This is a genomic window from Escherichia sp. AM3, assembly GCF_032029835.1.
Taxonomy (GTDB): Bacteria; Pseudomonadota; Gammaproteobacteria; order Enterobacterales; family Enterobacteriaceae; genus Escherichia; species Escherichia coli.
Map to the genome: position 1 here is coordinate 25,626 of NZ_JAVUPQ010000032.1, position 20,750 is coordinate 46,375.

General features: G+C 54.2%; 17 protein-coding genes and 1 riboswitch. Of the genes, 4 read left to right on the forward strand and 13 right to left on the reverse strand.

Annotated features, from left to right (window positions below):
* Positions 1-156: 156 nt before the first annotated feature.
* The 4 genes from polB to araB all read right to left on the reverse strand — a co-directional run bounded on the left by polB (position 157) and on the right by araB (position 6,776).
* Positions 157-2,508 (reverse strand): DNA polymerase II, encoded by a 2,352-nt coding sequence (gene polB, locus RTW80_RS13295; protein WP_000035666.1) that lies wholly within the window; start codon positions 2,506-2,508, stop codon positions 157-159.
* Positions 2,509-2,582: 74 nt separating this feature from the next.
* Positions 2,583-3,278: an L-ribulose-5-phosphate 4-epimerase gene (gene araD / locus RTW80_RS13300; protein WP_000888666.1), complete on the reverse strand. Its 696-nt coding sequence runs from the start codon at positions 3,276-3,278 to the stop codon at positions 2,583-2,585.
* Between the two features lie 284 nt (positions 3,279-3,562).
* Positions 3,563-5,065 carry an L-arabinose isomerase gene (gene araA / locus RTW80_RS13305; protein WP_000151734.1) on the reverse strand — a complete coding sequence of 501 codons (1,503 nt, stop codon included), beginning with the start codon at positions 5,063-5,065 and terminating at the stop codon, positions 3,563-3,565.
* 10 nt (positions 5,066-5,075) lie between these two features.
* Complete coding sequence (araB, locus tag RTW80_RS13310; protein WP_000951777.1) at positions 5,076-6,776, reverse strand: ribulokinase; 1,701 nt, start codon at positions 6,774-6,776, stop codon at positions 5,076-5,078.
* A gap of 338 nt (positions 6,777-7,114) precedes the next feature.
* Here araB and araC point away from each other — a divergent pair, with 338 nt between their 5' ends.
* Both araC and RTW80_RS13320 read left to right on the forward strand, forming a co-directional pair.
* Positions 7,115-7,993: an arabinose operon transcriptional regulator AraC gene (gene araC, locus RTW80_RS13315; RefSeq protein WP_001300811.1), complete on the forward strand. Its 879-nt coding sequence runs from the start codon at positions 7,115-7,117 to the stop codon at positions 7,991-7,993.
* A gap of 85 nt (positions 7,994-8,078) precedes the next feature.
* Positions 8,079-8,843, forward strand: coding sequence for a DedA family protein (locus RTW80_RS13320; protein ID WP_001148403.1), 765 nt, complete (start codon positions 8,079-8,081; stop codon positions 8,841-8,843).
* A 113-nt stretch (positions 8,844-8,956) separates the two neighbouring features.
* Here the strand turns inward: RTW80_RS13320 and thiQ are convergent, their stop codons facing one another.
* The 4 genes from thiQ to sgrR all read right to left on the reverse strand — a co-directional run bounded on the left by thiQ (position 8,957) and on the right by sgrR (position 14,027).
* Entirely contained in the window at positions 8,957-9,655 is a 699-nt protein-coding gene (thiQ, locus tag RTW80_RS13325; RefSeq protein WP_000916291.1) for a thiamine ABC transporter ATP-binding protein ThiQ, read from the reverse strand.
* Positions 9,639-11,249: a thiamine/thiamine pyrophosphate ABC transporter permease ThiP gene (gene thiP / locus RTW80_RS13330; protein WP_000235688.1), complete on the reverse strand. Its 1,611-nt coding sequence runs from the start codon at positions 11,247-11,249 to the stop codon at positions 9,639-9,641. Before thiP ends, thiQ begins: the two co-directional genes overlap by 17 nt.
* The gene (gene thiB, locus RTW80_RS13335) at positions 11,225-12,208 is read right to left on the reverse strand and encodes a thiamine ABC transporter substrate binding subunit (protein WP_001300656.1); all 984 of its coding nucleotides are present in this window, start codon (positions 12,206-12,208) and stop codon (positions 11,225-11,227) included. Before thiB ends, thiP begins: the two co-directional genes overlap by 25 nt.
* Before the next feature lie 30 nt (positions 12,209-12,238).
* Positions 12,239-12,338: riboswitch (TPP riboswitch) on the reverse strand.
* A 33-nt stretch (positions 12,339-12,371) separates the two neighbouring features.
* On the reverse strand, positions 12,372-14,027 hold the full coding sequence (gene sgrR, locus RTW80_RS13340) for a DNA-binding transcriptional regulator SgrR (RefSeq protein ID WP_312719298.1): 1,656 nt from the start codon (positions 14,025-14,027) through the stop codon (positions 12,372-12,374).
* 88 nt (positions 14,028-14,115) lie between these two features.
* On the opposite strand from sgrR, the gene sgrT reads away from it, so the two are divergent.
* Together sgrT and setA are read left to right on the forward strand one after the other, a co-directional pair.
* Complete coding sequence (gene sgrT / locus RTW80_RS13345) at positions 14,116-14,247, forward strand: glucose uptake inhibitor SgrT (protein ID WP_001248770.1); 132 nt, start codon at positions 14,116-14,118, stop codon at positions 14,245-14,247.
* Between the two features lie 101 nt (positions 14,248-14,348).
* Positions 14,349-15,527 carry a sugar efflux transporter SetA gene (gene setA, locus RTW80_RS13350; RefSeq protein WP_000637848.1) on the forward strand — a complete coding sequence of 393 codons (1,179 nt, stop codon included), beginning with the start codon at positions 14,349-14,351 and terminating at the stop codon, positions 15,525-15,527.
* A gap of 48 nt (positions 15,528-15,575) precedes the next feature.
* Here the strand turns inward: setA and leuD are convergent, their stop codons facing one another.
* From leuD to leuL, 5 genes are all read right to left on the reverse strand, one after another.
* Positions 15,576-16,181 carry a 3-isopropylmalate dehydratase small subunit gene (leuD, locus tag RTW80_RS13355; protein WP_000818228.1) on the reverse strand — a complete coding sequence of 202 codons (606 nt, stop codon included), beginning with the start codon at positions 16,179-16,181 and terminating at the stop codon, positions 15,576-15,578.
* 10 nt (positions 16,182-16,191) lie between these two features.
* Positions 16,192-17,592 carry a 3-isopropylmalate dehydratase large subunit gene (leuC, locus tag RTW80_RS13360; protein WP_001140641.1) on the reverse strand — a complete coding sequence of 467 codons (1,401 nt, stop codon included), beginning with the start codon at positions 17,590-17,592 and terminating at the stop codon, positions 16,192-16,194.
* A gap of 2 nt (positions 17,593-17,594) precedes the next feature.
* Complete coding sequence (gene leuB, locus RTW80_RS13365) at positions 17,595-18,686, reverse strand: 3-isopropylmalate dehydrogenase (RefSeq protein ID WP_000042353.1); 1,092 nt, start codon at positions 18,684-18,686, stop codon at positions 17,595-17,597.
* Positions 18,686-20,257, reverse strand: coding sequence for a 2-isopropylmalate synthase (gene leuA, locus RTW80_RS13370; protein ID WP_032247615.1), 1,572 nt, complete (start codon positions 20,255-20,257; stop codon positions 18,686-18,688). The genes leuB and leuA overlap by 1 nt, the downstream gene beginning before the upstream one ends.
* A gap of 92 nt (positions 20,258-20,349) precedes the next feature.
* A complete protein-coding gene (gene leuL, locus RTW80_RS13375) occupies positions 20,350-20,436 on the reverse strand; it encodes a leu operon leader peptide (protein WP_001300467.1) in 87 nt (28 codons plus the stop codon).
* Positions 20,437-20,750: the final 314 nt, after the last annotated feature.

Consider the following 20,750-nt stretch of genomic DNA (forward strand, 5'->3'; position numbering starts at 1 on the left):
GGCTCTATATCTTTAATTGCAGGCAATAACCACCCGCTACCGTGCTTATGAGGTAGTGGTGTTATTCAGGTCCAGGAATGGAAAGGGCGCTATGGTACTGGATGGCAAAGCATTCGTCACGCATCAAAATGGTATCTGGCGAACTCTTTTTTTTGCTCAAAATAGCCCAAGTTGCCCGGTCATAAGTGTAGCAAAATTATCCTCAATAAAAGGAAGTATTCCCTCCGCCACGGGTTGTAGCTGGCGGGTCAGATAGTGTTCGTAATCCAGTGGTGAACGTTGGTAGTCCAGCGGCTCCGGGCCGTTGGTGGTCCATACGTACTTAATGGTGCCGCGGTTCTGGTATTGCAAGGGGCGACCTCGCTTTTGGTTTTCTTCATCGGCAAGGCGAGCGGCGCGTACATGAGGCGGCACATTACGCTGATACTCGCTCAGCGGACGGCGAAGGCGTTTACGGTAAACCAGTCGCGCATCCAGTTCACCCGCCATCAGTTTGTCGATGGTTTCGCGTACGTATTCCTGATATGGCTCGTTGCGGAAGATGCGCAGGTACAGCTCCTGCTGAAACTGCTGGGCCAGCGGCGTCCAGTCGGTGCGCACGGTTTCCAGCCCTTTAAACACCATCCGCTGCTTGTCGCCCTCCTGAATCAGCCCGGCATAACGCTTTTTACTGCCGGTATCGGCTCCGCGAATGGTTGGCATCAGAAAACGGCAGAAATGGGTTTCATACTCCAGTTCAAGCGCACTGGTCAGCCGTTGCTGTTGCAACGTTTCCGCCCACCAAGCGTTAACGTGCTGCACCAGTGCACTACCGATTTTCGCCGCTTCTTCTTCCGCATGTGCGCCTTTCAGCCAGACAAAAGTCGAGTCGGTATCGCCGTAGATAACGTCGTAGCCCTGTGCTTCAATCAACGCTTTGGTTTGCCGCATGATCTGATGACCACGCATGGTGATCGACGATGCCAGGCGCGGATCGAAGAAGCGGCAGGCGGTGGTGCCGAGCACGCCATAAAAGGCATTCATGATGATTTTCAGCGCCTGCGAAAGCGGCTTATTACCCTGACGTTTGGCTTCATCGCGCCCGTGCCAGATATTAGTCACAATCTCCGGCAGGCAATGTTTCTCCCGCGAGAACCAGGCATCGAGAAAACCTTCGGTGCTGTGCTCTGGATCAGGCTGCGCTATGCCTTCCACCAGCCCGACGGGATCAATCAGAAAGGTGCGGATGATCGACGGGTACAGGCTTTTGTAGTCCAGCACCAGCACTGAATCATAAAGCCCTGGCCGTGAATCCATCACGTAGCCGCCAGGGCTGGCGTGTGGCGGCACTTCGCCGAGATTAGGCGCGACATAACCAGCGCGATGCATACGGGGAAAATAGAGATGACCAAACGCTGCCACCGAACCGCCGTGCCGATCCACCGGCAGGCCGTTCACCGTTGCTCGTTCGAGTAAAAATGGCATGATTTCAGTTTTGTGGAAGATCTGCGTCACCAGCTCGCAATCTTTCAGGTTATAAGTTGCCAGCGCAGGTTTATCTTCGGCGAAACGGCGGTCAATTTCGTCCATTCGATCCCACGGGTTATCGATAGATTTTCCTTCGCCTAATAGCTCCTGAGCGACAGTTTCCAGCGAGAATGAAGAGAAATTCCAGAACGCGGATTTCAGCGCCTCGATACCGTCGATAATTAGCCGACCTTTAGCCTGGGCAAAAAAGACGCCGTTTTTAAAGCCGTGCTCGCGCCACTCCAGCTCGCTATTATCGCGCCCAAGACGCAGCGGAAGACGGTAACGCTCGGCATGTTTTTGCAGCATTCGCAGATCGAACTGCACCACGTTCCAACCGATGATCACATCAGGATCGTAGTTGGCAAACCAGGCGTTGAGTTTTTCCAGCAACTGCGGGCGGCTGGCGACGTATTCCAGTTCGAAATCAAGCGAGGAGGCGTCGCCATTCTCCGGCCCCAGCATATAAACGATGCGCTGCCCGCAGCCTTCCAGGCCGATGCAGTACAGCTCACCGTGGCGGGTGGTTTCAATATCTATAGAAACCCACTTGAGCGGCGGACGATAGTCGGGATGCGGTTTCAGACGGGCATTAACGATAGTGCCATTGTGCATATCACCCTCGACCCACACCGGTGAGGTGATAAACCGCTCCATCAGATAGCGTTCTGGCGGACGCACATCGGCCTCGTAGACGGTAACGCCACCTTCACGCAGGCGCTTTTCGTAATTCATCAATTGGCGATGGGCGCGACAGTAAAGGCCATACACCGGCTGGCGGTGAAAATCCTTTAACGCCAGCGGTGTCAGGCGAAAGCCTTGTTCACCCTGCAAAATATGCTGAGCGCGGGGAACCTGATCGGCGGGAATAAACGCCACGGACTCTTGCGGTGCAAGCGTAACCTGCAACGGCCCGTTGTCCGTCGCCAGCCAGAAGGAGACTTCTGTCCCTTGCGGGGTGTCCCGCCAGTGTCGGGTTAAGATAAAACCTGCCTGCGCCACGCTGAAAATCCATCAAAAAACCAGGCTTGAGTATAGCCTGGTTTCGTTTGATTGGCTGTGGTTTTATACAGTCATTACTGCCCGTAATATGCCTTCGCGCCATGCTTACGCAGATAGTGTTTATCCAGCAGCGTTTGCTGCATATCCGGTAACTGCGGCGCTAACTGACGGCAGAATATCCCCATATAAGCGACCTCTTCCAGCACGATGGCGTTATGCACCGCATCTTCGGCATTTTTGCCCCATGCAAACGGGCCGTGGGAATGGACCAGAACGCCGGGCATTTGCGCTGCATCGATACCCTGTTTTTCAAAGGTTTCTACGATGACGTTACCGGTTTCCCACTCATATTCGCCGTTGATTTCTGCGTCGGTCATTTTGCGGGTGCAGGGAATGGTGCCGTAGAAATAGTCGGCGTGGGTGGTGCCGGTTGCTGGAATCGACTGACCCGCCTGCGCCCAGATGGTGGCGTGGCGCGAGTGCGTATGCACAATGCCGCCAATGGAGGGGAATGCCTGATAGAGCAGCCGGTGAGTTGGCGTGTCGGAGGAGGGCTTTTTCGTACCTTCAACCACTTCACCGGTTTCGATGCTAACCACGACCATATCGTCAGCGGTCATGACGCTGTAATCGACGCCGGAAGGTTTGATCACAAAGACGCCGCGCTCGCGATCAACGGCGCTGACGTTGCCCCATGTGAGCGTGACCAGGTTGTGTTTTGGCAGCGCCAGGTTGGCTTCTAATACCTGGCGTTTGAGATCTTCTAACATGTTGACTCCTTCGTGCCGGATGCGCTTTGCTTATCCGGCCTACAAAATCGCAGCGTGTAGGCCTGATAAGACGCGCCAGCGTCGCATCAGGCGTTGAATGCCGGATGCGCTTTGCTTATCCGGCCTACAAAATCGGAACGCGTAGGCCTGATAAGACGCGCCAGCGTCGCATCAGGCGTTGAATGCCGGATGCGGTTTGCTTATCCGGCCTACAAAATCGCAACGTGTAGGCCTGATAAGACGCGCCAGCATCGCATCAGGCGTTACATACCTGATGCGGCTACTTAGCGACGAAATCCGTAATACACTTCGTTCCAGCGCAGTGCGTCTTTAAACGCTGGCAGGCGGGTGTCGTTATCAATCACCGTGATTTCAATGTCGTGCATCTCGGCGAACTGGCGCATATCGTTGAGGTTCAGCGCATGGCTGAAGACGGTATGGTGCGCGCCACCAGCGAGGATCCACGCTTCGGAAGCAGTTGGCAGATCCGGTTGCGCTTTCCACAGCGCATTCGCCACCGGCAGTTTCGGCAGGGAGTGCGGTGTTTTCACCGTGTCGATACAGTTAACCAGCAGACGGTAACGATCGCCGAGATCAATCAGGCTGGCGACAATCGCTGGACCGGTTTGGGTATTGAAGATCAGTCGGGCAGGATCGTCCTTACCACCAATACCGAGATGCTGAACGTCGAGGATCGGTTTCTCTTCTACGGCAATCGACGGGCAGACTTCCAGCATATGGGAGCCGAGCACCAGGTCATTACCTTTCTCGAAGTGATAGGTGTAGTCCTCCATAAAGGAGGTGCCGCCCTGCAGACCGGTTGACATCACCTTCATGATGCGAAGCAGGGCGGCGGTTTTCCAGTCGCCTTCGCCCGCAAAGCCGTAACCCTGCTGCATCAGACGCTGTACGGCCAGACCTGGAAGCTGTTTCAGACCGTGCAAATCTTCAAAGGTGGTGGTGAACGCGTGGAAGCCACCTTGTTCCAGGAAACGCTTCATCCCCAGCTCAATACGCGCCGCTTCCAGCACGTTCTGTCGTTTTTCGCCGTGGATTTGTGTTGCAGGCGTCATGGTGTAGCAGCTTTCGTACTCATCGACCAGCGCGTTAACATCGCCGTCGCTGATGGAGTTCACCACCTGCACCAGATCGCCAACCGCCCAGGTATTGACGGAGAAACCGAACTTGATCTGTGCGGCAACTTTATCACCATCGGTGACCGCCACTTCACGCATGTTATCGCCAAAACGGCAGACTTTCAGATGACGGGTATCCTGTTTAGAAACCGCCTGACGCATCCAGGAGCCGATACGCTCATGGGCTTGTTTATCCTGCCAGTGACCGGTAACCACGGCATGTTGCTGACGCATACGCGCGCCAATGAAGCCGAACTCGCGACCGCCATGTGCAGTCTGGTTCAGGTTCATAAAGTCCATATCGATACTGTCCCACGGCAGCGCCGCGTTGAACTGGGTGTGGAATTGCAGCAACGGTTTGTTGAGCATGGTCAGGCCGTTGATCCACATTTTGGCCGGGGAGAAGGTGTGCAGCCACACCACCAGACCAGCGCAACGATCGTCGTAATTCGCGTCGCGGCAAATAGCGGTGATTTCATCCGGCGTGGTGCCCAGCGGTTTCAACACCAGTTTGCAGGGCAGTTTCGCTTCCGTATTCAGCGCATTAACAACGTGCTCGGCATGTTGGGTGACCTGACGCAGGGTTTCCGGGCCATACAGATGCTGGCTGCCAATGACAAACCACACTTCATAATTATCAAAAATCGTCATTATCGTGTCCTTATAGAGTCGCAACGGCCTGGGCAGCCTGTGCCGGGGCGGAAGTTGGAAGATAGTGTTGTTCGGCGCTCATCGCCCATTGCTGATAGCGGCGATAAAGCTGTTCAAAGCGTTGTGCCTGTTCGCTGCGCGGTTGCAGGGTTTTCTCTACCGCACTGGCCATTTTTTGCTGGGCTGATGGGATGTCTGCGTGCACTTTCGCGGCGACGGCAGCAAAAATCGCCGCACCGAGCGCACAGCACTGGTCAGAGGCAACAATTTGCAGCGGGCGATTCAGCACGTCGCAGCAGGCCTGCATAATGACCTGGTTTTTCCGCGCGATGCCGCCCAGCGCCATCACGTTATTGACGGCGATCCCCTGATCGGTAAAGCACTCCATGATTGCGCGTGCGCCAAAGGCGGTGGCAGCAATCAAACCACCGAACAGCAGCGGAGCGTCGGTAGCGAGGTTAAGATCGGTAATCACCCCTTTCAGGCGTTGGTTAGCGTTTGGCGAGCGACGACCGTTAAACCAGTCGAGCACCACCGGCAGGTGATCCAGAGACGGATTTTTGGCCCATGCTTCGGTCAGCGCCGGAAGCAGTTGTTTCTGGCTGGCGTTGATTTGCGCTTTCAGTTCCGGATGCTGGGCGGCAAGCTGTTCCAGCGGCCAGCTGAGTACGCGACCGAACCAGGCGTAGATATCACCAAACGCCGATTGGCCTGCTTCCAGACCGATAAATCCAGGCACCACGCTGCCATCAACCTGACCGCAAATACCTTTAACTGCCCGCTCGCCAACGCTCTGTTTGTCGGCAATCAGAATGTCGCAGGTGGAAGTACCGATAACTTTTACCAGTGCGTTAGGCTGTGCGCCTGCGCCAACTGCGCCCATATGGCAGTCAAACGCGCCGCCGGAAATCACCACGCTTTCAGGCAGGCCGAGACGCTGCGCCCATTCCGGGCATAAGGTGCCCACCGGAATATCGGCAGTCCAGGTGTCAGTGAACAGCGGGGAAGGCAAATGGCGATTGAGGATCGGGTCCAGCTCATCAAAGAAACTGGCTGGCGGCAAGCCGCCCCAGCTTTCGTGCCACAGAGATTTATGCCCGGCGCTGCAACGTCCGCGACGAATATCCTGCGGGCGGGTGGTACCGGAAAGCAGAGCTGGCACCCAGTCGCACAGCTCAATCCACGATGCGGCAGATTGCGCCACGGCGCTGTCCTGGCGAGTCACATGCAGGATTTTTGCCCAGAACCATTCGCTGGAATAAATACCGCCAATATAGCGGGAGTAGTCAACATTGCCCGGCGCGTGGCACAAACGGGTAATCTCTTCCGCTTCTTCAACCGCAGTGTGGTCTTTCCACAATACGAACATCGCGTTCGGGTTTTCGGCAAACTCCGGGCGCAGCGCCAGCACGTTACCGTCGGCATCAATCGGTGCGGGCGTCGAGCCGGTACTGTCAACGCCAATCCCGACCACAGCTGCGCGCTGTTCGACGCTAAGCTCTGCAAGCACGGTTTTCAGTGCCGCTTCCATTGACTCAATGTAGTCACGCGGATGATGACGGAACTGGTTATTCGGGGCATCACAAAATTGCCCTTTTTGCCAACGGGGATACCACTCTACGCTGGTGGCGATCTCTTCACCGCTGGCGCAGTCCACCGCCAAAGCTCGCACAGAATCACTGCCAAAATCGAGGCCAATTGCAATCGCCATCGTTTCACTCCATCCAAAAAAACGGGTATGGAGAAACAGTAGAGAGTTGCGATAAAAAGCGTCAGGTAGGATCCGCTAATCTTATGGATAAAAATGCTATGGCATAGCAAAGTGTGACGCCGTGCAAATAATCAATGTGGACTTTTCTGCCGTGATTATAGACACTTTTGTTACGCGTTTTTGTCATGGCTTTGGTCCCGCTTTGTTACAGAATGCTTTTAATAAGCGGGGTTACCGGTTTGGTTAGCGAGAAGAGCCAGTAAAAGACGCAGTGACGGCAATGTCTGATGCAATATGGACAATTGGTTTCTTCTCTGAATGGCGGGAGTATGAAAAGTATGGCTGAAGCGCAAAATGATCCCCTGCTGCCGGGATACTCGTTTAATGCCCATCTGGTGGCGGGTTTAACGCCGATTGAGGCCAACGGTTATCTCGATTTTTTTATCGACCGACCGCTGGGAATGAAAGGTTATATTCTCAATCTCACCATTCGCGGTCAGGGGGTGGTGAAAAATCAGGGACGAGAATTTGTTTGCCGACCGGGTGATATTTTGCTGTTCCCGCCAGGAGAGATTCATCACTACGGTCGTCATCCGGAGGCTCGCGAATGGTATCACCAGTGGGTTTACTTTCGTCCGCGCGCCTACTGGCATGAATGGCTTAACTGGCCGTCAATATTTGCCAATACGGGGTTCTTTCGCCCGGATGAAGCGCACCAGCCGCATTTCAGCGACCTGTTTGGGCAAATCATTAACGCCGGGCAAGGGGAAGGGCGCTATTCGGAGCTGCTGGCGATAAATCTGCTTGAGCAATTGTTACTGCGGCGCATGGAAGCGATTAACGAGTCGCTCCATCCACCGATGGATAATCGGGTACGCGAGGCTTGTCAGTACATCAGCGATCACCTGGCAGACAGCAATTTTGATATCGCCAGCGTCGCACAGCATGTTTGCTTGTCGCCGTCGCGTCTGTCACATCTTTTCCGCCAGCAGTTAGGGATTAGCGTCTTAAGCTGGCGCGAGGACCAACGTATCAGCCAGGCGAAGCTGCTTTTGAGCACCACCCGGATGCCTATCGCCACCGTCGGTCGCAATGTTGGTTTTGACGATCAACTCTATTTCTCGCGGGTATTTAAAAAATGCACCGGGGCCAGCCCGAGCGAGTTCCGTGCCGGTTGTGAAGAAAAAGTGAATGATGTAGCCGTCAAGTTGTCATAATTGGTAACGAATCAGACAATTGACGGCTTGACGGAGTAGCATAGGGTTTGCAGAATCCCTGCTTCGTCCATTTGACAGGCACATTATGCAAGCATTGCTGGAACACTTTATTACCCAATCTACCGTGTATTCATTGATGGCGGTGGTGTTGGTGGCCTTTCTGGAGTCGCTGGCGCTGGTCGGTTTGATTCTACCCGGTACGGTGCTGATGGCGGGGCTGGGAGCGCTGATTGGCAGCGGCGAGTTAAGTTTCTGGCACGCCTGGCTGGCAGGGATTGTCGGTTGTCTGCTGGGCGACTGGATCTCCTTCTGGCTGGGCTGGCGTTTTAAAAAGCCGTTGCATCGCTGGTCATTTCTGAAGAAAAACAAAGCATTACTCGATAAAACTGAACATGCGTTGCATCAACACAGCATGTTCACCATTCTGGTCGGTCGCTTTGTTGGCCCGACGCGTCCGCTGGTGCCAATGGTGGCGGGAATGCTGGATCTGCCGGTGGCAAAATTCATTACGCCGAATATTATCGGCTGCCTGCTGTGGCCACCGTTTTACTTCCTGCCTGGGATTCTGGCGGGCGCGGCGATCGATATTCCAGCCGGAATGCAGAGCGGCGAGTTTAAATGGTTGCTGCTGGCGACGGCGGTATTTTTGTGGGTTGGTGGCTGGCTGTGCTGGCGGTTATGGCGCAGCGGTAAAGCAACCGATCGTTTAAGTCATTATTTGTCGCGCGGCCGTTTGTTGTGGCTGACGCCGTTGATTTCTGCCATCGGCGTGGTGGCGCTGGTGGTGTTAATTCGCCACCCGTTGATGCCGGTGTATATCGATATTTTGCGTAAAGTGGTTGGGGTTTAGGGGATTGTCTTGTGCGGGTTGCCTGATGCGACGCTGACCGCGTCTTATCAGGCCTACAAAACGCACTGTCCGTAGGTCGGATAAGGCGTTCACGCCGCATCTGACAGTGCATACTAACCCGTAATCCCCAATAGTGCTGAAGCACTCGCCTTACCGCTCAACAACTCATTGGTCTTACCCTGCCAGGCGATGCGCCCGTCGGCGACCACCACCGAGCGCGTGGCGATCCGCGCGGCATCTTCCACACTGTGTGACACCATCAATAACGTCATTTTTTGCTGCTGGCAGCTCGTGCTCACCAGCGTCAACATCTCCTGGCGTAGTGCCGGATCGAGCGCAGAGAACGGTTCATCGAGCAATAAAATCGGCTGTTCGCGTACCAGACAACGTGCTAACGCCACTCGCTGTCGCTGACCGCCGGAAAGCTCGCCAGGTAACCGCGCCATTAAATTATCAATCCCCATCTGGCGGGCGATAGCGTGCATTTTCTCCTGCTGTGCCGCGTTCAGTTTCAATCCCGGATTTAGCCCCAGCCCGATGTTCTGCGCGACCGTCAGGTGACTGAACAGGTTGTTTTCCTGAAACAGCATCGACACCGGACGGCGTGACGGCGGCGTCGTGGTGTGATCAACGCCGTCGATAGTCAGCGAACCGCTGGCTGGCGTCAGAAAACCGGCGATCAAATTCAGCAGGGTACTTTTACCCGCGCCGCTTGGCCCGAGGATTGCCACCTGCTCGCCGCGTTCTACCGTTAAGCTAAAACGCATCGGCAAATGGTGATAAAGCCAGGTGATATCAGTCAGTTTTAACATTTCGCCCCGGTAGTTTTTCAATCACGGTAAACAGCAGAAAACAGAGTAGTAGCAGAATTAACGCGGTGACCGCACCGTCCTGGCTGCGATAGGAGCCAATTTGCTGGTAGAGATAAAACGGCAGGGTACGGAAATCATCGTTACCGAACAACGCCACTACGCCAAAATCACCAATCGACAGCACGCAGGCAAAAGCCAGCGCCTGCGCCAGTGGACGTTTCAGGGCGCGCAGCTCGACCACTTTTAAGCGCGACCAGCCTTCAATGCCCAGCGACTGACACAACATACTGTAGCGGGCGGTGATATCGCGCATCGGGTTTTCCAGTACTTTCAGCGCATAAGGGATCGCCATTAACGCATTGGTGAAAATCACAATGCCGTCAGCAGATTGCGGCAGGCCAATGGTGTTGTTGAGCAGTAAAAAGAAGCCGGTAGCCAGCACAATCCCCGGCATGGCGAGAATCAACATGCCGCTCATCTCCAGCGCCTGACCCGCCAGCATTTTCTGCCGCGCCCGAAGTTCGCGACTGCTCCATAGCAGCATCATGGTCAGCACTACGCACAATACACCTGCCGCCAGCGCAATACGCAACGAGGTCCACAGCGCCTGCCACAGCACCGGTTGTGCCAGCACTTCCGGCAACTGGCGATTTAGCCCATCGACGATCACCGCCAGCAACGGTGGCAGCAACAGCAGCAGCGCCAGCACAATTAACACCGTGTCGCAAATGCGGCTATGCAGACGATCGTCCGGGTCGCGCCAGCCTTGCAGCAGCGTGGTGCCTGGCGCAATGGCCTTACTCAATCGCTGACTCAGCAGCACCAACCCGAGGCAACACACCATCTGGATCAGCGCCAGCATCGCCGCGCGGGCAGGATCGTAGTCGTAACTCAGCGCCTGATAGATTGCCAGCTCGATAGTGGTTGCCTGCGGACCGCCGCCCAGCGACAGCACGGTGGCGAAGCTGGCGAAACAGAGCATAAAGATAAGCGCGGCAACCGGCGGGATTTGTCGCCGTAGCCACGGCCATTCGATGAAGCGGAAAAAATGCCAGCCGCGCATCCCAAGCTGGGCGGCAAGCTGACGTTGCTCGCCGGGAATGTTTTCCAGTGCCTGGAGTAATAAGCGGCTCGCCATCGGTAGATTAAAAAATACGTGCGCCAGCAAAATACCTTGCAGGCCGTAGGGCGAAAAGGTCCACTCCAGACCGAGCGATTGGCAGAGCGATGCCAGCCAGCCCTGACGACCATAGACGCTAAGAATGCCGAAAACAGCAACCAGCACCGGGAGGATCAAGGTCATTGCGCACAGACGCAACAGCGCCAGCCGACCCGGAAAGCGCCTGCGATAGAGTGCGCGGGCGAGGAATATCGCGGGTACGACAGAGAGCAGCGCCGAGAGAAACGCCTGCCAGAAGGAGAAGCGCACCACATGCCACAGGTAGCTGTCCTGCCAGATTGCCACCCAGTTACCCTGCGGCGCGTTCCACCACAGGGCGAGAAACGCCGCGAGCGCAACCGCTACCACCAGCGTGGCGGCGCTTACACCTGGAATTAACCAGCCGGGAATTAACGGCTGACGGCGCGTTGCCATTCGCTAATCCATGCCTGACGTTGTGCCGCCACTTCGGCTGGCGTGAACTCCAGCGTGGTTGCTGGTTTGGTCAATTGTTCAAACCCGGCAGGCAGCGTGACATTTGCCACCGGATACATCCAGTTGCCGGTTGGGATCGCATTCTGGAAAGCCGGAGAAACCATAAACTGGAGAAATTTTTGCGCCAGCTCCGGCTGCTTGCTGGCAGCGGTGCGGGCGGCGACTTCCACCTGCAGATAGTGACCTTCGCTAAAGTTCGCGGCGGCGTAGTTATCTTTTTTCTCTTCGAGAATGTGATAAGCCGGAGAGGTGGTGTAACTCAGTACCAGATCGCTTTCACCTTTTAAAAACAGGCCGTAGGCTTCGCTCCAGCCTTTGGTGACGGTGACAGTTTTCTTCGCCAGTTTCTGCCAGGCCTGCGGGGTGTCATCGCCATAGACTTTTTGCATCCACAACAGCAGACCCAGCCCCGGCGTACTGGTGCGCGGATCCTGATAAATCACTCGCCAGTTTTGATCGCTCTCAACCAGCTCTTTCAGGCTTTGGGGCGGGTTTTTCAGTTTGTTCTTGTCGTAGACGAAGGCGAAGTAGCCGTAATCAAACGGTACGAAAGTGTCATTATTCCAGCCGCCGGGAACGTTAATGGCATCCGCTGCCACGCCGCTTTTGGCAAACAGTCCGGTTTTACTGGCGGCGTCTAACAGGTTGTTATCCAGCCCCAGAACTACATCGGCTTTGCTGTTTTTGCCTTCCATCCGTAGACGGTTGAGAAGCGAAACGCCATCTTCCAGCGCCACCAGTTTCAGTTCGCAATTACAGTCGGCTTCAAAGGCTTTTTTAACCACCGGACCAGGCCCCCAGTCGGCGGCGAAGGAATCGTAGGTATAAACAGTCAGAACGGGTTTAGCGAAAACGGGCGCTGTGCACAGCAACAGCAGGGGCAGACATTTTTTTAACACTTTGCACCTCAAAAAAGAGTGGCAAAGGACTTGAGAAGGAGCCTCAAATCCCTTCGCCGGCGTTATCCGGATCAGGTTCGACGGGTATTTTCTCAGCGCACGCGTTTGCGTGGCACCCCGTTGAGAACGGCGTTAGTGTAGTGATTTTGTTATCAACCAGCAATCATGGATCCGGTGGCGCAAACCACGCTGATTTAAAATCGAACCAGCCGAGGGTGTTCATGCGCAGGCCGCGCATACTGCGTTGCCCCTGAATGATCAGCCAGTGGTGCAATAATGGCACCATCGCTTTGCTGGCGACCAGTTGCTGGCACCAGTTCGCCAGATTCATCTCGCCATTGCGCCAGCGAGCAGCGTCGGCTTGCCAGTCAATGGGAATGCAATGTTGTAGCAGTGGCACTTCGCATAAATGTGCGAAAACAGAGAAGTCCAGCGGCAGGGTAAAGTTGGCGCTGTTTAGCCAGATATCACTTTCGATCTCTCCTGTATGCCACTGATCGTAGTCGATCTCTTTGATTTCCAGCGTGACCTGGTGACTTGCCAGAATCTGCTGCATGATCCCGGCAATCACCCGATGCTCACTGTGATCCTGATAAAAGGTTAGGGTGAGGCTTTCCAGACCAGCCGGTTTTTCGCTCTTTATGGTGCGGGCATGGTGCCAACGGGGGAGCAGTCCATAAGCCGGGAACCACAGTTGCTGGTACTGTTCCTCAGCGAAATAGACCAGATTAGTTGGAGAAAGCACATAGCTTACCCAGTCCCTGACTTGCTGATTCGCCCCGCGATGGGTGCGGCTGTCGAATAGTAAATAGTAGCAACCTTCCTCCAGGCGGCTTTCAATCTCTTTTTCCTCGCCCTGTGGACCTTTTAGCATCAGACCTCCGGCTGGCTCGTCGGCAATTTCCGGCAGAACCCAGACGTTAACTTCGTCGATTAATGCCCGGTAACCGAAGAAGTCATCGAATGCCTGAATTTTCAGTTGATTGGTGCTGTTGCGGATCACCGCATACGGACCGGTGCCGATGGGATGGCTGGCAAAGTTACTGAGGGTTTCCCATTCGCGCGGCAGGATCATCGCCGGAACTTGCCCCAGCAATAACGGTAACCAGCGGTCCGGTTGCGTGAGATGGATATCCAGCGTCCAGGGCGTCGGCGACACAATGTCAGCAATATGCGAATAGAGCGGCAGCGTATTGATTCGTTTTAAAGAGGCGATCACGTCGTCCATTTCCAGTTCACGACCATGATGAAAATGGACTCCTGGACGCAAAAAGAAACGCCAGTGAAGCGGTGATATTTGCTGCCAGTGGTGGGCGATGTCTGCTTCCAGTTCCCCATTTTCCTCATTTATGCGCGTTAGCGAACTGAAGATTTGCCGGGCAATATGGGTTTCGGAACGGCGCAATGCGCTGCCAGGTAGCAGATTACGCAACGGACGATAGTAGAGCACGCGCAGGATGTGCCGCCCCTGGCGGAAGCTGCGGCCCAGATGAGAAACCAGCATTTGCCGCACAGTCGCTTTGTCGCCAACCAACTGTACTAGTTGGTCGATACGATCCTGCTCCAGCAGGTCTTCCGCCCGCTGTTGCTGAAGCGCCAGCCCGGTATAGAGGAATGTCAGACGCGAGCGTTTACCGCGCCCGACTTCCGCTTCCCACGTCAGCCAGCCGCGATCCTGCATGGTGTTGAGCAGGGTACGCATATGACGACGCGAGCAGCTCAATAACGCTGCCAGTTCGTTGAGCGTTGTGTCCTGCGATTTACCCTCGCAGTATTGCCACAGGCGGATGAACTGTTGTTGCAGACGAGCAGATGGCATAAAAGGGGAACTCCTGCGCAAAAGACAGCAATTTTATTTTCCCTATATTAAGTCAATAATTCCTAACGATGAAGCAAGGAGGTGCCCCATGCGTCAGTTTTATCAGCACTATTTTACCGCGACAGCGAAGTTGTGCTGGTTGCGTTGGTTAAGCGTCCCACAACGATTAACCATGCTTGAAGGACTGATGCAGTGGGATGACCGCAATTCTGAAAGTTGACTTGCCTGCATCATGTGTGACTGAGTATTGGTGTAAAATCACCCGCCAGCAGATTATACCTGCTGGTTTTTTTTATTCTCGCCGCGCTAAAAAGGGAACGTATGATCTGGATAATGACGATGGCTCGCCGTATGAACGGTGTTTACGCGGCATTTATGCTGGTCGCTTTTATGATGGGGGTGGCCGGGGCGCTACAGGCTCCTACATTGAGCTTATTTCTGAGTCGTGAGGTTGGCGCGCAACCTTTCTGGATCGGACTCTTTTATACGGTGAATGCTATTGCTGGGATCGGCGTAAGCCTCTGGTTGGCAAAACGTTCTGACAGTCAGGGCGATCGGCGAAAACTGATTATATTTTGCTGTTTGATGGCTATCGGCAATGCGCTATTGTTTGCATTTAATCGTCATTATCTGACGCTTATCACCTGTGGTGTGCTTCTGGCATCTCTGGCCAATACGGCAATGCCACAGTTATTTGCTCTGGCGCGGGAATATGCGGATAACTCGGCGCGAGAAGTGGTGATGTTTAGCTCGGTGATGCGTGCGCAGCTTTCTCTGGCATGGGTTATCGGTCCACCGTTGGCCTTTATGCTGGCGTTGAATTACGGCTTTACGGTGATGTTTTCGATTGCCGCCGGGATATTCACACTCAGTCTGGTATTGATTGCATTTATGCTTCCGTCTGTGGCGCGGGTAGAACTGCCGTCGGAAAATGCTTTATCAATGCAAGGTGGCTGGCAGGATAGTAACGTACGGATGTTATTTGTCGCCTCGACGTTAATGTGGACCTGCAACACCATGTACATTATTGATATGCCGTTGTGGATCAGTAGCGAGTTAGGATTGCCAGACAAACTGGCGGGTTTCCTGATGGGGACGGCAGCTGGACTGGAAATACCAGCAATGATTCTGGCTGGCTACTATGTCAAACGTTATGGTAAGCGGCGAATGATGGTCATAGCAGTGGCGGCAGGAGTACTGTTTTACACCGGATTGATTTTATTTCATAGCCGTCTGGCGTTGATGACGCTGCAACTTTTTAACGCTGTATTTATCGGCATTGTTGCGGGTATTGGGATGCTATGGTTTCAGGATTTAATGCCTGGAAGAGCGGGGGCAGCTACCACCTTATTTACTAACAGTATTTCTACCGGGGTAATTCTGGCTGGCGTTATTCAGGGAGCAATTGCACAAAGTTGGGGGCACTTTGCTGTCTACTGGATAATTGCGGTTATTTCTGTTGTCGCATTATTTTTAACCGCAAAGGTTAAAGACATTTGATGACGTGGACGATAGCGGAAAGCCCGGTCATTTGACCGGGCAAGGGGATTAATTCATAAACGCAGGTTGTTTTGCTTCATAAGCGGCAATGGCGTCGTCGTGCTGCAAGGTAAGCCCAATACTGTCCAGACCGTTCATCATGCAGTGGCGGCGGAAGGCATCTATGGTAAAGCGATAGGTTTTCTCTCCCGCTTTCACCTCTTGCGCTTCCAGATCCACGTCGAAATGGATCCCCGGATTGGCTTTCACCAGCGCAAACAGTTCGTCCACTTCTGCATCGCTTAATTTCACCGGCAGCAGCTGGTTGTTAAAGCTATTGCCGTAGAAGATGTCAGCAAAACTCGGCGCAATCACCACTTTAAAACCGTAGTCGGTCAATGCCCAGGGCGCGTGCTCACGCGAGGAGCCACAGCCGAAGTTTTCTCGTGCCAGCAAAATGGAAGCGCCCTGATACTGCGGGAAGTTCAGCACGAAGTCCGGGTTTGGCTGTTGGCCTTTTTCATCCAGAAATCGCCAGTCGTTAAACAGATGCGCGCCAAAACCAGTACGGGTCACTTTCTGCAAAAACTGTTTCGGGATGATTGCATCGGTATCGACATTGGCGGCATCCAGCGGAACCACCAGGCCTGTGTGTTTGATAAATTTCTCTGCCATGGTGTGCTCCTTATTTAATGTTGCGAATGTCGGCGAAATGGCCGGTCACAGCCGCGGCGGCAGCCATTGCCGGGCTGACCAGATGCGTGCGCCCGCCGCGCCCCTGGCGGCCTTCAAAGTTACGGTTGCTGGTGGAGGCACAACGTTCGCCCGGATTCAGCCGGTCGTTGTTCATCGCCAGACACATTGAGCAGCCAGGTAAGCGCCATTCAAAACCGGCTTCAATAAAGATTTTATCCAGACCTTCCGCTTCCGCCTGGGCTTTTACCGGGCCAGAGCCGGGAACCACCAGTGCCTGCACGCCTGGCGCGACTTTTCGCCCTTTGGCGATCTCCGCTGCCGCGCGTAAATCTTCAATGCGCGAGTTGGTACAGGAACCGATAAACACTTTGTCGATAGCCACTTCGGTCAGCGGAATACCCGGTTTCAGCCCCATATAGGCCAGCGCTTTTTCTGCCGACGCACGTTCAACCGGATCGGCAAACGAAGCCGGATCGGGAATATTGTCGTTCACGGAAATCACCTGGCCGGGATTGGTGCCCCAGGTGACCTGCGGTGAAATTTCTTCTGCTTGCAGAGTGACAACGGTATCGAAAGTTGCGCCTTCGTCGGTTTGCAGGGTTTTCCAGTAGGCAATGGCGTCGTCGAAATCTTTGCCTTTCGGCGCATGCAGACGGCCTTTGACATAGTTAAAGGTGGTTTCGTCCGGTGCAACCAGACCGGCTTTTGCGCCCATTTCGATTGCCATATTGCACAGGGTCATACGACCTTCCATGCTTAAATCACGGATTGCTTCGCCGCAAAACTCCACCACATGCCCGGTGCCGCCTGCGCTACCGGTTTTACCGATAATTGCCAGCACGATATCTTTTGCGGTAATGCCCGGCGCGGCTTTGCCCTGGACTTCAATTTTCATGGTTTTTGCGCGGCCCTGTTTCAGGGTTTGCGTTGCCAGTACGTGTTCAACTTCGGAAGTGCCGATACCAAAGGCCAGTGCGCCAAACGCGCCGTGGGTGGCGGTATGCGAGTCGCCGCAGACAATGGTCATCCCCGGCAAGGTGACGCCCTGTTCCGGCCCCATTACGTGGACGATCCCCTGATACGGGTGATTCAGGTCATACAGTTCGACGCCAAATTCTTTGCAGTTTTTGATCAGTTCCTGCATCTGGATACGCGCCATTTCACCGCAGGCATTAATGTCTTTGGTCTGGGTAGAGACGTTGTGATCCATGGTAGCGAAGGTTTTGCCCGGCTGACGTACCGGGCGACCGTGGGCGCGCAGACCATCGAACGCCTGCGGTGAGGTCACTTCATGCACCAGGTGGCGGTCGATATATAACAGTGGGGTTTCGTTTTCGGCTTCGTACACAACGTGAGCGTCGAACAATTTTTCGTATAACGTTTTAGCCATGATTACACCCCTTCTGCCACATAGCGGGCAATGATATCGCCCATTTCATCGGTACTAACGGCGGCAGCGCCACGGGCTAAATCCCCGGTGCGAATGCCTTCTTCTAATGCGCGGTTAATGGCGCGTTCAATGGCGCAAGCCGCATCATCGGCATCCAGGCTGTAGCGCAGCAGCAGTGCCAGCGACAGAATTTGCGCAATCGGGTTGGCGATGTTTTTGCCTGCGATATCTGGTGCTGAGCCGCCTGCCGGTTCATACAGACCAAAACCTTGCTCGTTCAGGCTGGCGGAAGGCAACATCCCCATCGAGCCAGTGATCATTGCGCACTCGTCAGACAGAATGTCGCCAAACAGGTTGGAGCACAGCAGAACGTCAAACTGTGATGGATCTTTAATCAGCTGCATGGTGGCGTTGTCGATGTACATATGCGCCAGTTCGACATCCGGGTATTCCGTGGCGATCTCGTTAACGATCTCCCGCCATAAAATAGAGGATTGCAGCACGTTGGCTTTATCGATCGACGTCACTTTGTGGCGACGCTTGCGAGCAGATTCAAACGCGATGCGGGCGATACGTTCGATCTCAAAACGGTGATACACCTCGGTATCAAAGGCTTTTTCATATTGTCCGCTACCTTCGCGGCCTTTTGGCTGACCGAAATAGATGCCGCCGGTCAGTTCGCGCACACACAGGATGTCGAAGCCGTTTGCGGCAATGTCTGCACGCAGCGGACAGAATGCTTCCAGCCCCTGATACAGTTTTGCCGGGCGCAGGTTGCTGAATAATTTGAAGTGCTTACGCAGAGGCAGCAGCGCGCCGCGTTCTGGTTGCTGGTCTGGTGGTAAATGTTCCCATTTCGGACCGCCTACCGAGCCAAACAGCACGGCATCGGCTTGCTCACAACCTTCAACCGTCGCAGGCGGCAGCGGCTGCCCGTGGTTATCAATGGCTGCGCCGCCTACATCGTAATGGCTGGTGGTGATGCGCATCGCAAAGCGGTTGCGCACGGCATCCAGCACTTTCAGCGCCTGGGTCATCACTTCCGGACCAATACCGTCCCCCGGCAATACGGCAATATGGTAATTCTTCGACATCACACGGTTTCCTTGTTGTTTTCGTTGTGTTGAGCTTTGCGTTGCAACTCTTTTTCGACTTCTGCGGCGCGCCAGATATTGTTCAGTACGTGCACCATGGCTTTGGCGGAGGACTCGACAATATCGGTGGCCAGGCCGACGCCGTGGAAGCGGCGACCGTTGTAGTTAGCGACAATATCCACCTGACCCAGAGCATCTTTACCGTGACCTTTAGCAGTCAGGCTGTATTTCACCAGTTCGACGTTATAGTCAGTGATGCGGTTTATCGCCTGATAGACGGCATCGACCGGACCGTTACCGTTGGCGGCTTCTGCTTTGACTTCTTCGCCGCAGGCCAGTTTGACGGCGGCGGTGGCGATATCGTTAGAGCCAGACTGCACGCTGAAGTAATCCAGACGGAAATGCTCCGGCTCTTCTTGCTGCTTACCGATGAAGGCCAGCGCCTCCAGATCGTAATCAAACACCTGACCTTTTTTGTCCGCCAGCTTCAGGAAAGCGTCGTACAAATTGTCTAAATTATATTCACTTTCTTTATACCCCATCTCATCCATGCGATGTTTCACCGCCGCACGCCCCGAACGAGAGGTCAGATTCAGCTGGATTTGGTTCAGACCAATAGATTCTGGTGTCATGATTTCGTAGTTTTCGCGGTTTTTCAGCACGCCATCCTGGTGGATACCGGAGGAGTGTGCGAATGCGCCGCTGCCAACAATGGCTTTGTTTGCCGGGATCGGCATATTACAAATCTGGCTAACTAACTGGCTGGTGCGCCATATCTCCTGGTGATTAATGGCGGTGTGGACGTTGAGAATATCCTTACGAACTTTGATCGCCATGATGACTTCTTCCAGGGAACAGTTTCCGGCACGCTCGCCGATCCCGTTCATTGCGCCTTCCACCTGGCGTGCACCGGCATGTACCGCCGCCAGTGAGTTTCCGACCGCCAGGCCCAAATCGTCGTGGGTATGTACGGAGATAATGGCTTTGTCGATGTTAGGCACGCGTTCATACAGGCCTCTGATGATTCCGGCGAACTCAAACGGCATGGTGTAGCCCACGGTGTCCGGAATGTTGATGGTGGTGGCACCGGCATTAATCGCCGCTTCGACCACTCGCGCCAGATCGGCAATGGGTGTACGCCCGGCATCTTCGCAAGAAAATTCAACATCATCGGTGTAATTACGGGCGCGTTTCACCATATAGATAGCGCGTTCGATCACCTCGTCCAGCGTGCTGCGCAGCTTGGTGGCGATGTGCATTGGCGAAGTGGCAATAAAGGTATGAATACGGAAGGCTTCGGCGACTTTCAGGGATTCGGCCGCCACGTCGATATCTTTTTCCACGCAGCGAGCTAACGCGCATACGCGGCTGTTTTTAACCTGGCGAGCGATGGTTTGCACTGATTCAAAATCACCCGGCGAAGAAACGGGGAACCCGACTTCCATCACGTCAACACCCATACGCTCAAGGGCCAGCGCAATTTGCAGTTTTTCTTTCACACTCAAGCTTGCCTGTAACGCCTGTTCACCGTCGCGCAATGTGGTATCGAAAATAATGACTTGCTGGCTCATGGTTTGGGTCCTTGTCTCTTTTAGAGCGCCTCGCTTCGGGCATAAAAAAACCCGCGCAATGGCGCGGGTTTTTTGTTTGACTGCGTGCTGGCTTAATGCTGGATGCCGCTCACTCGTCTACCGCGCAAAGAAGATGCGTTTAGTAGTAGTAGACCGATAAAGCGAACGATGTGAGTCATTAAATCAGCTCCAGATGAATGCGATATGCTTTTAGAGTTACTGGATACAAAAACGGATGTCAACCCTGACGCAATAAAAACGTCCCGCCAGCGTGAGTTCTGCATCCGTAAAATTAGCTAATTGTGCTGCGGTGGTTAAAGTAAGCGATATTAATTTCTGCTTAACTACCGACGCTTTTCATCGGTTGACATATTTCAGCATAAATTTTTGCATCTAATCAACGAGGAAAAAGGGGACAGGTGATGCTGCCAACTTACTGATTTAGTGTATGATGGTGTTTTTGAGGTGCTCCAGTGGCTTCTGTTTCTATCAG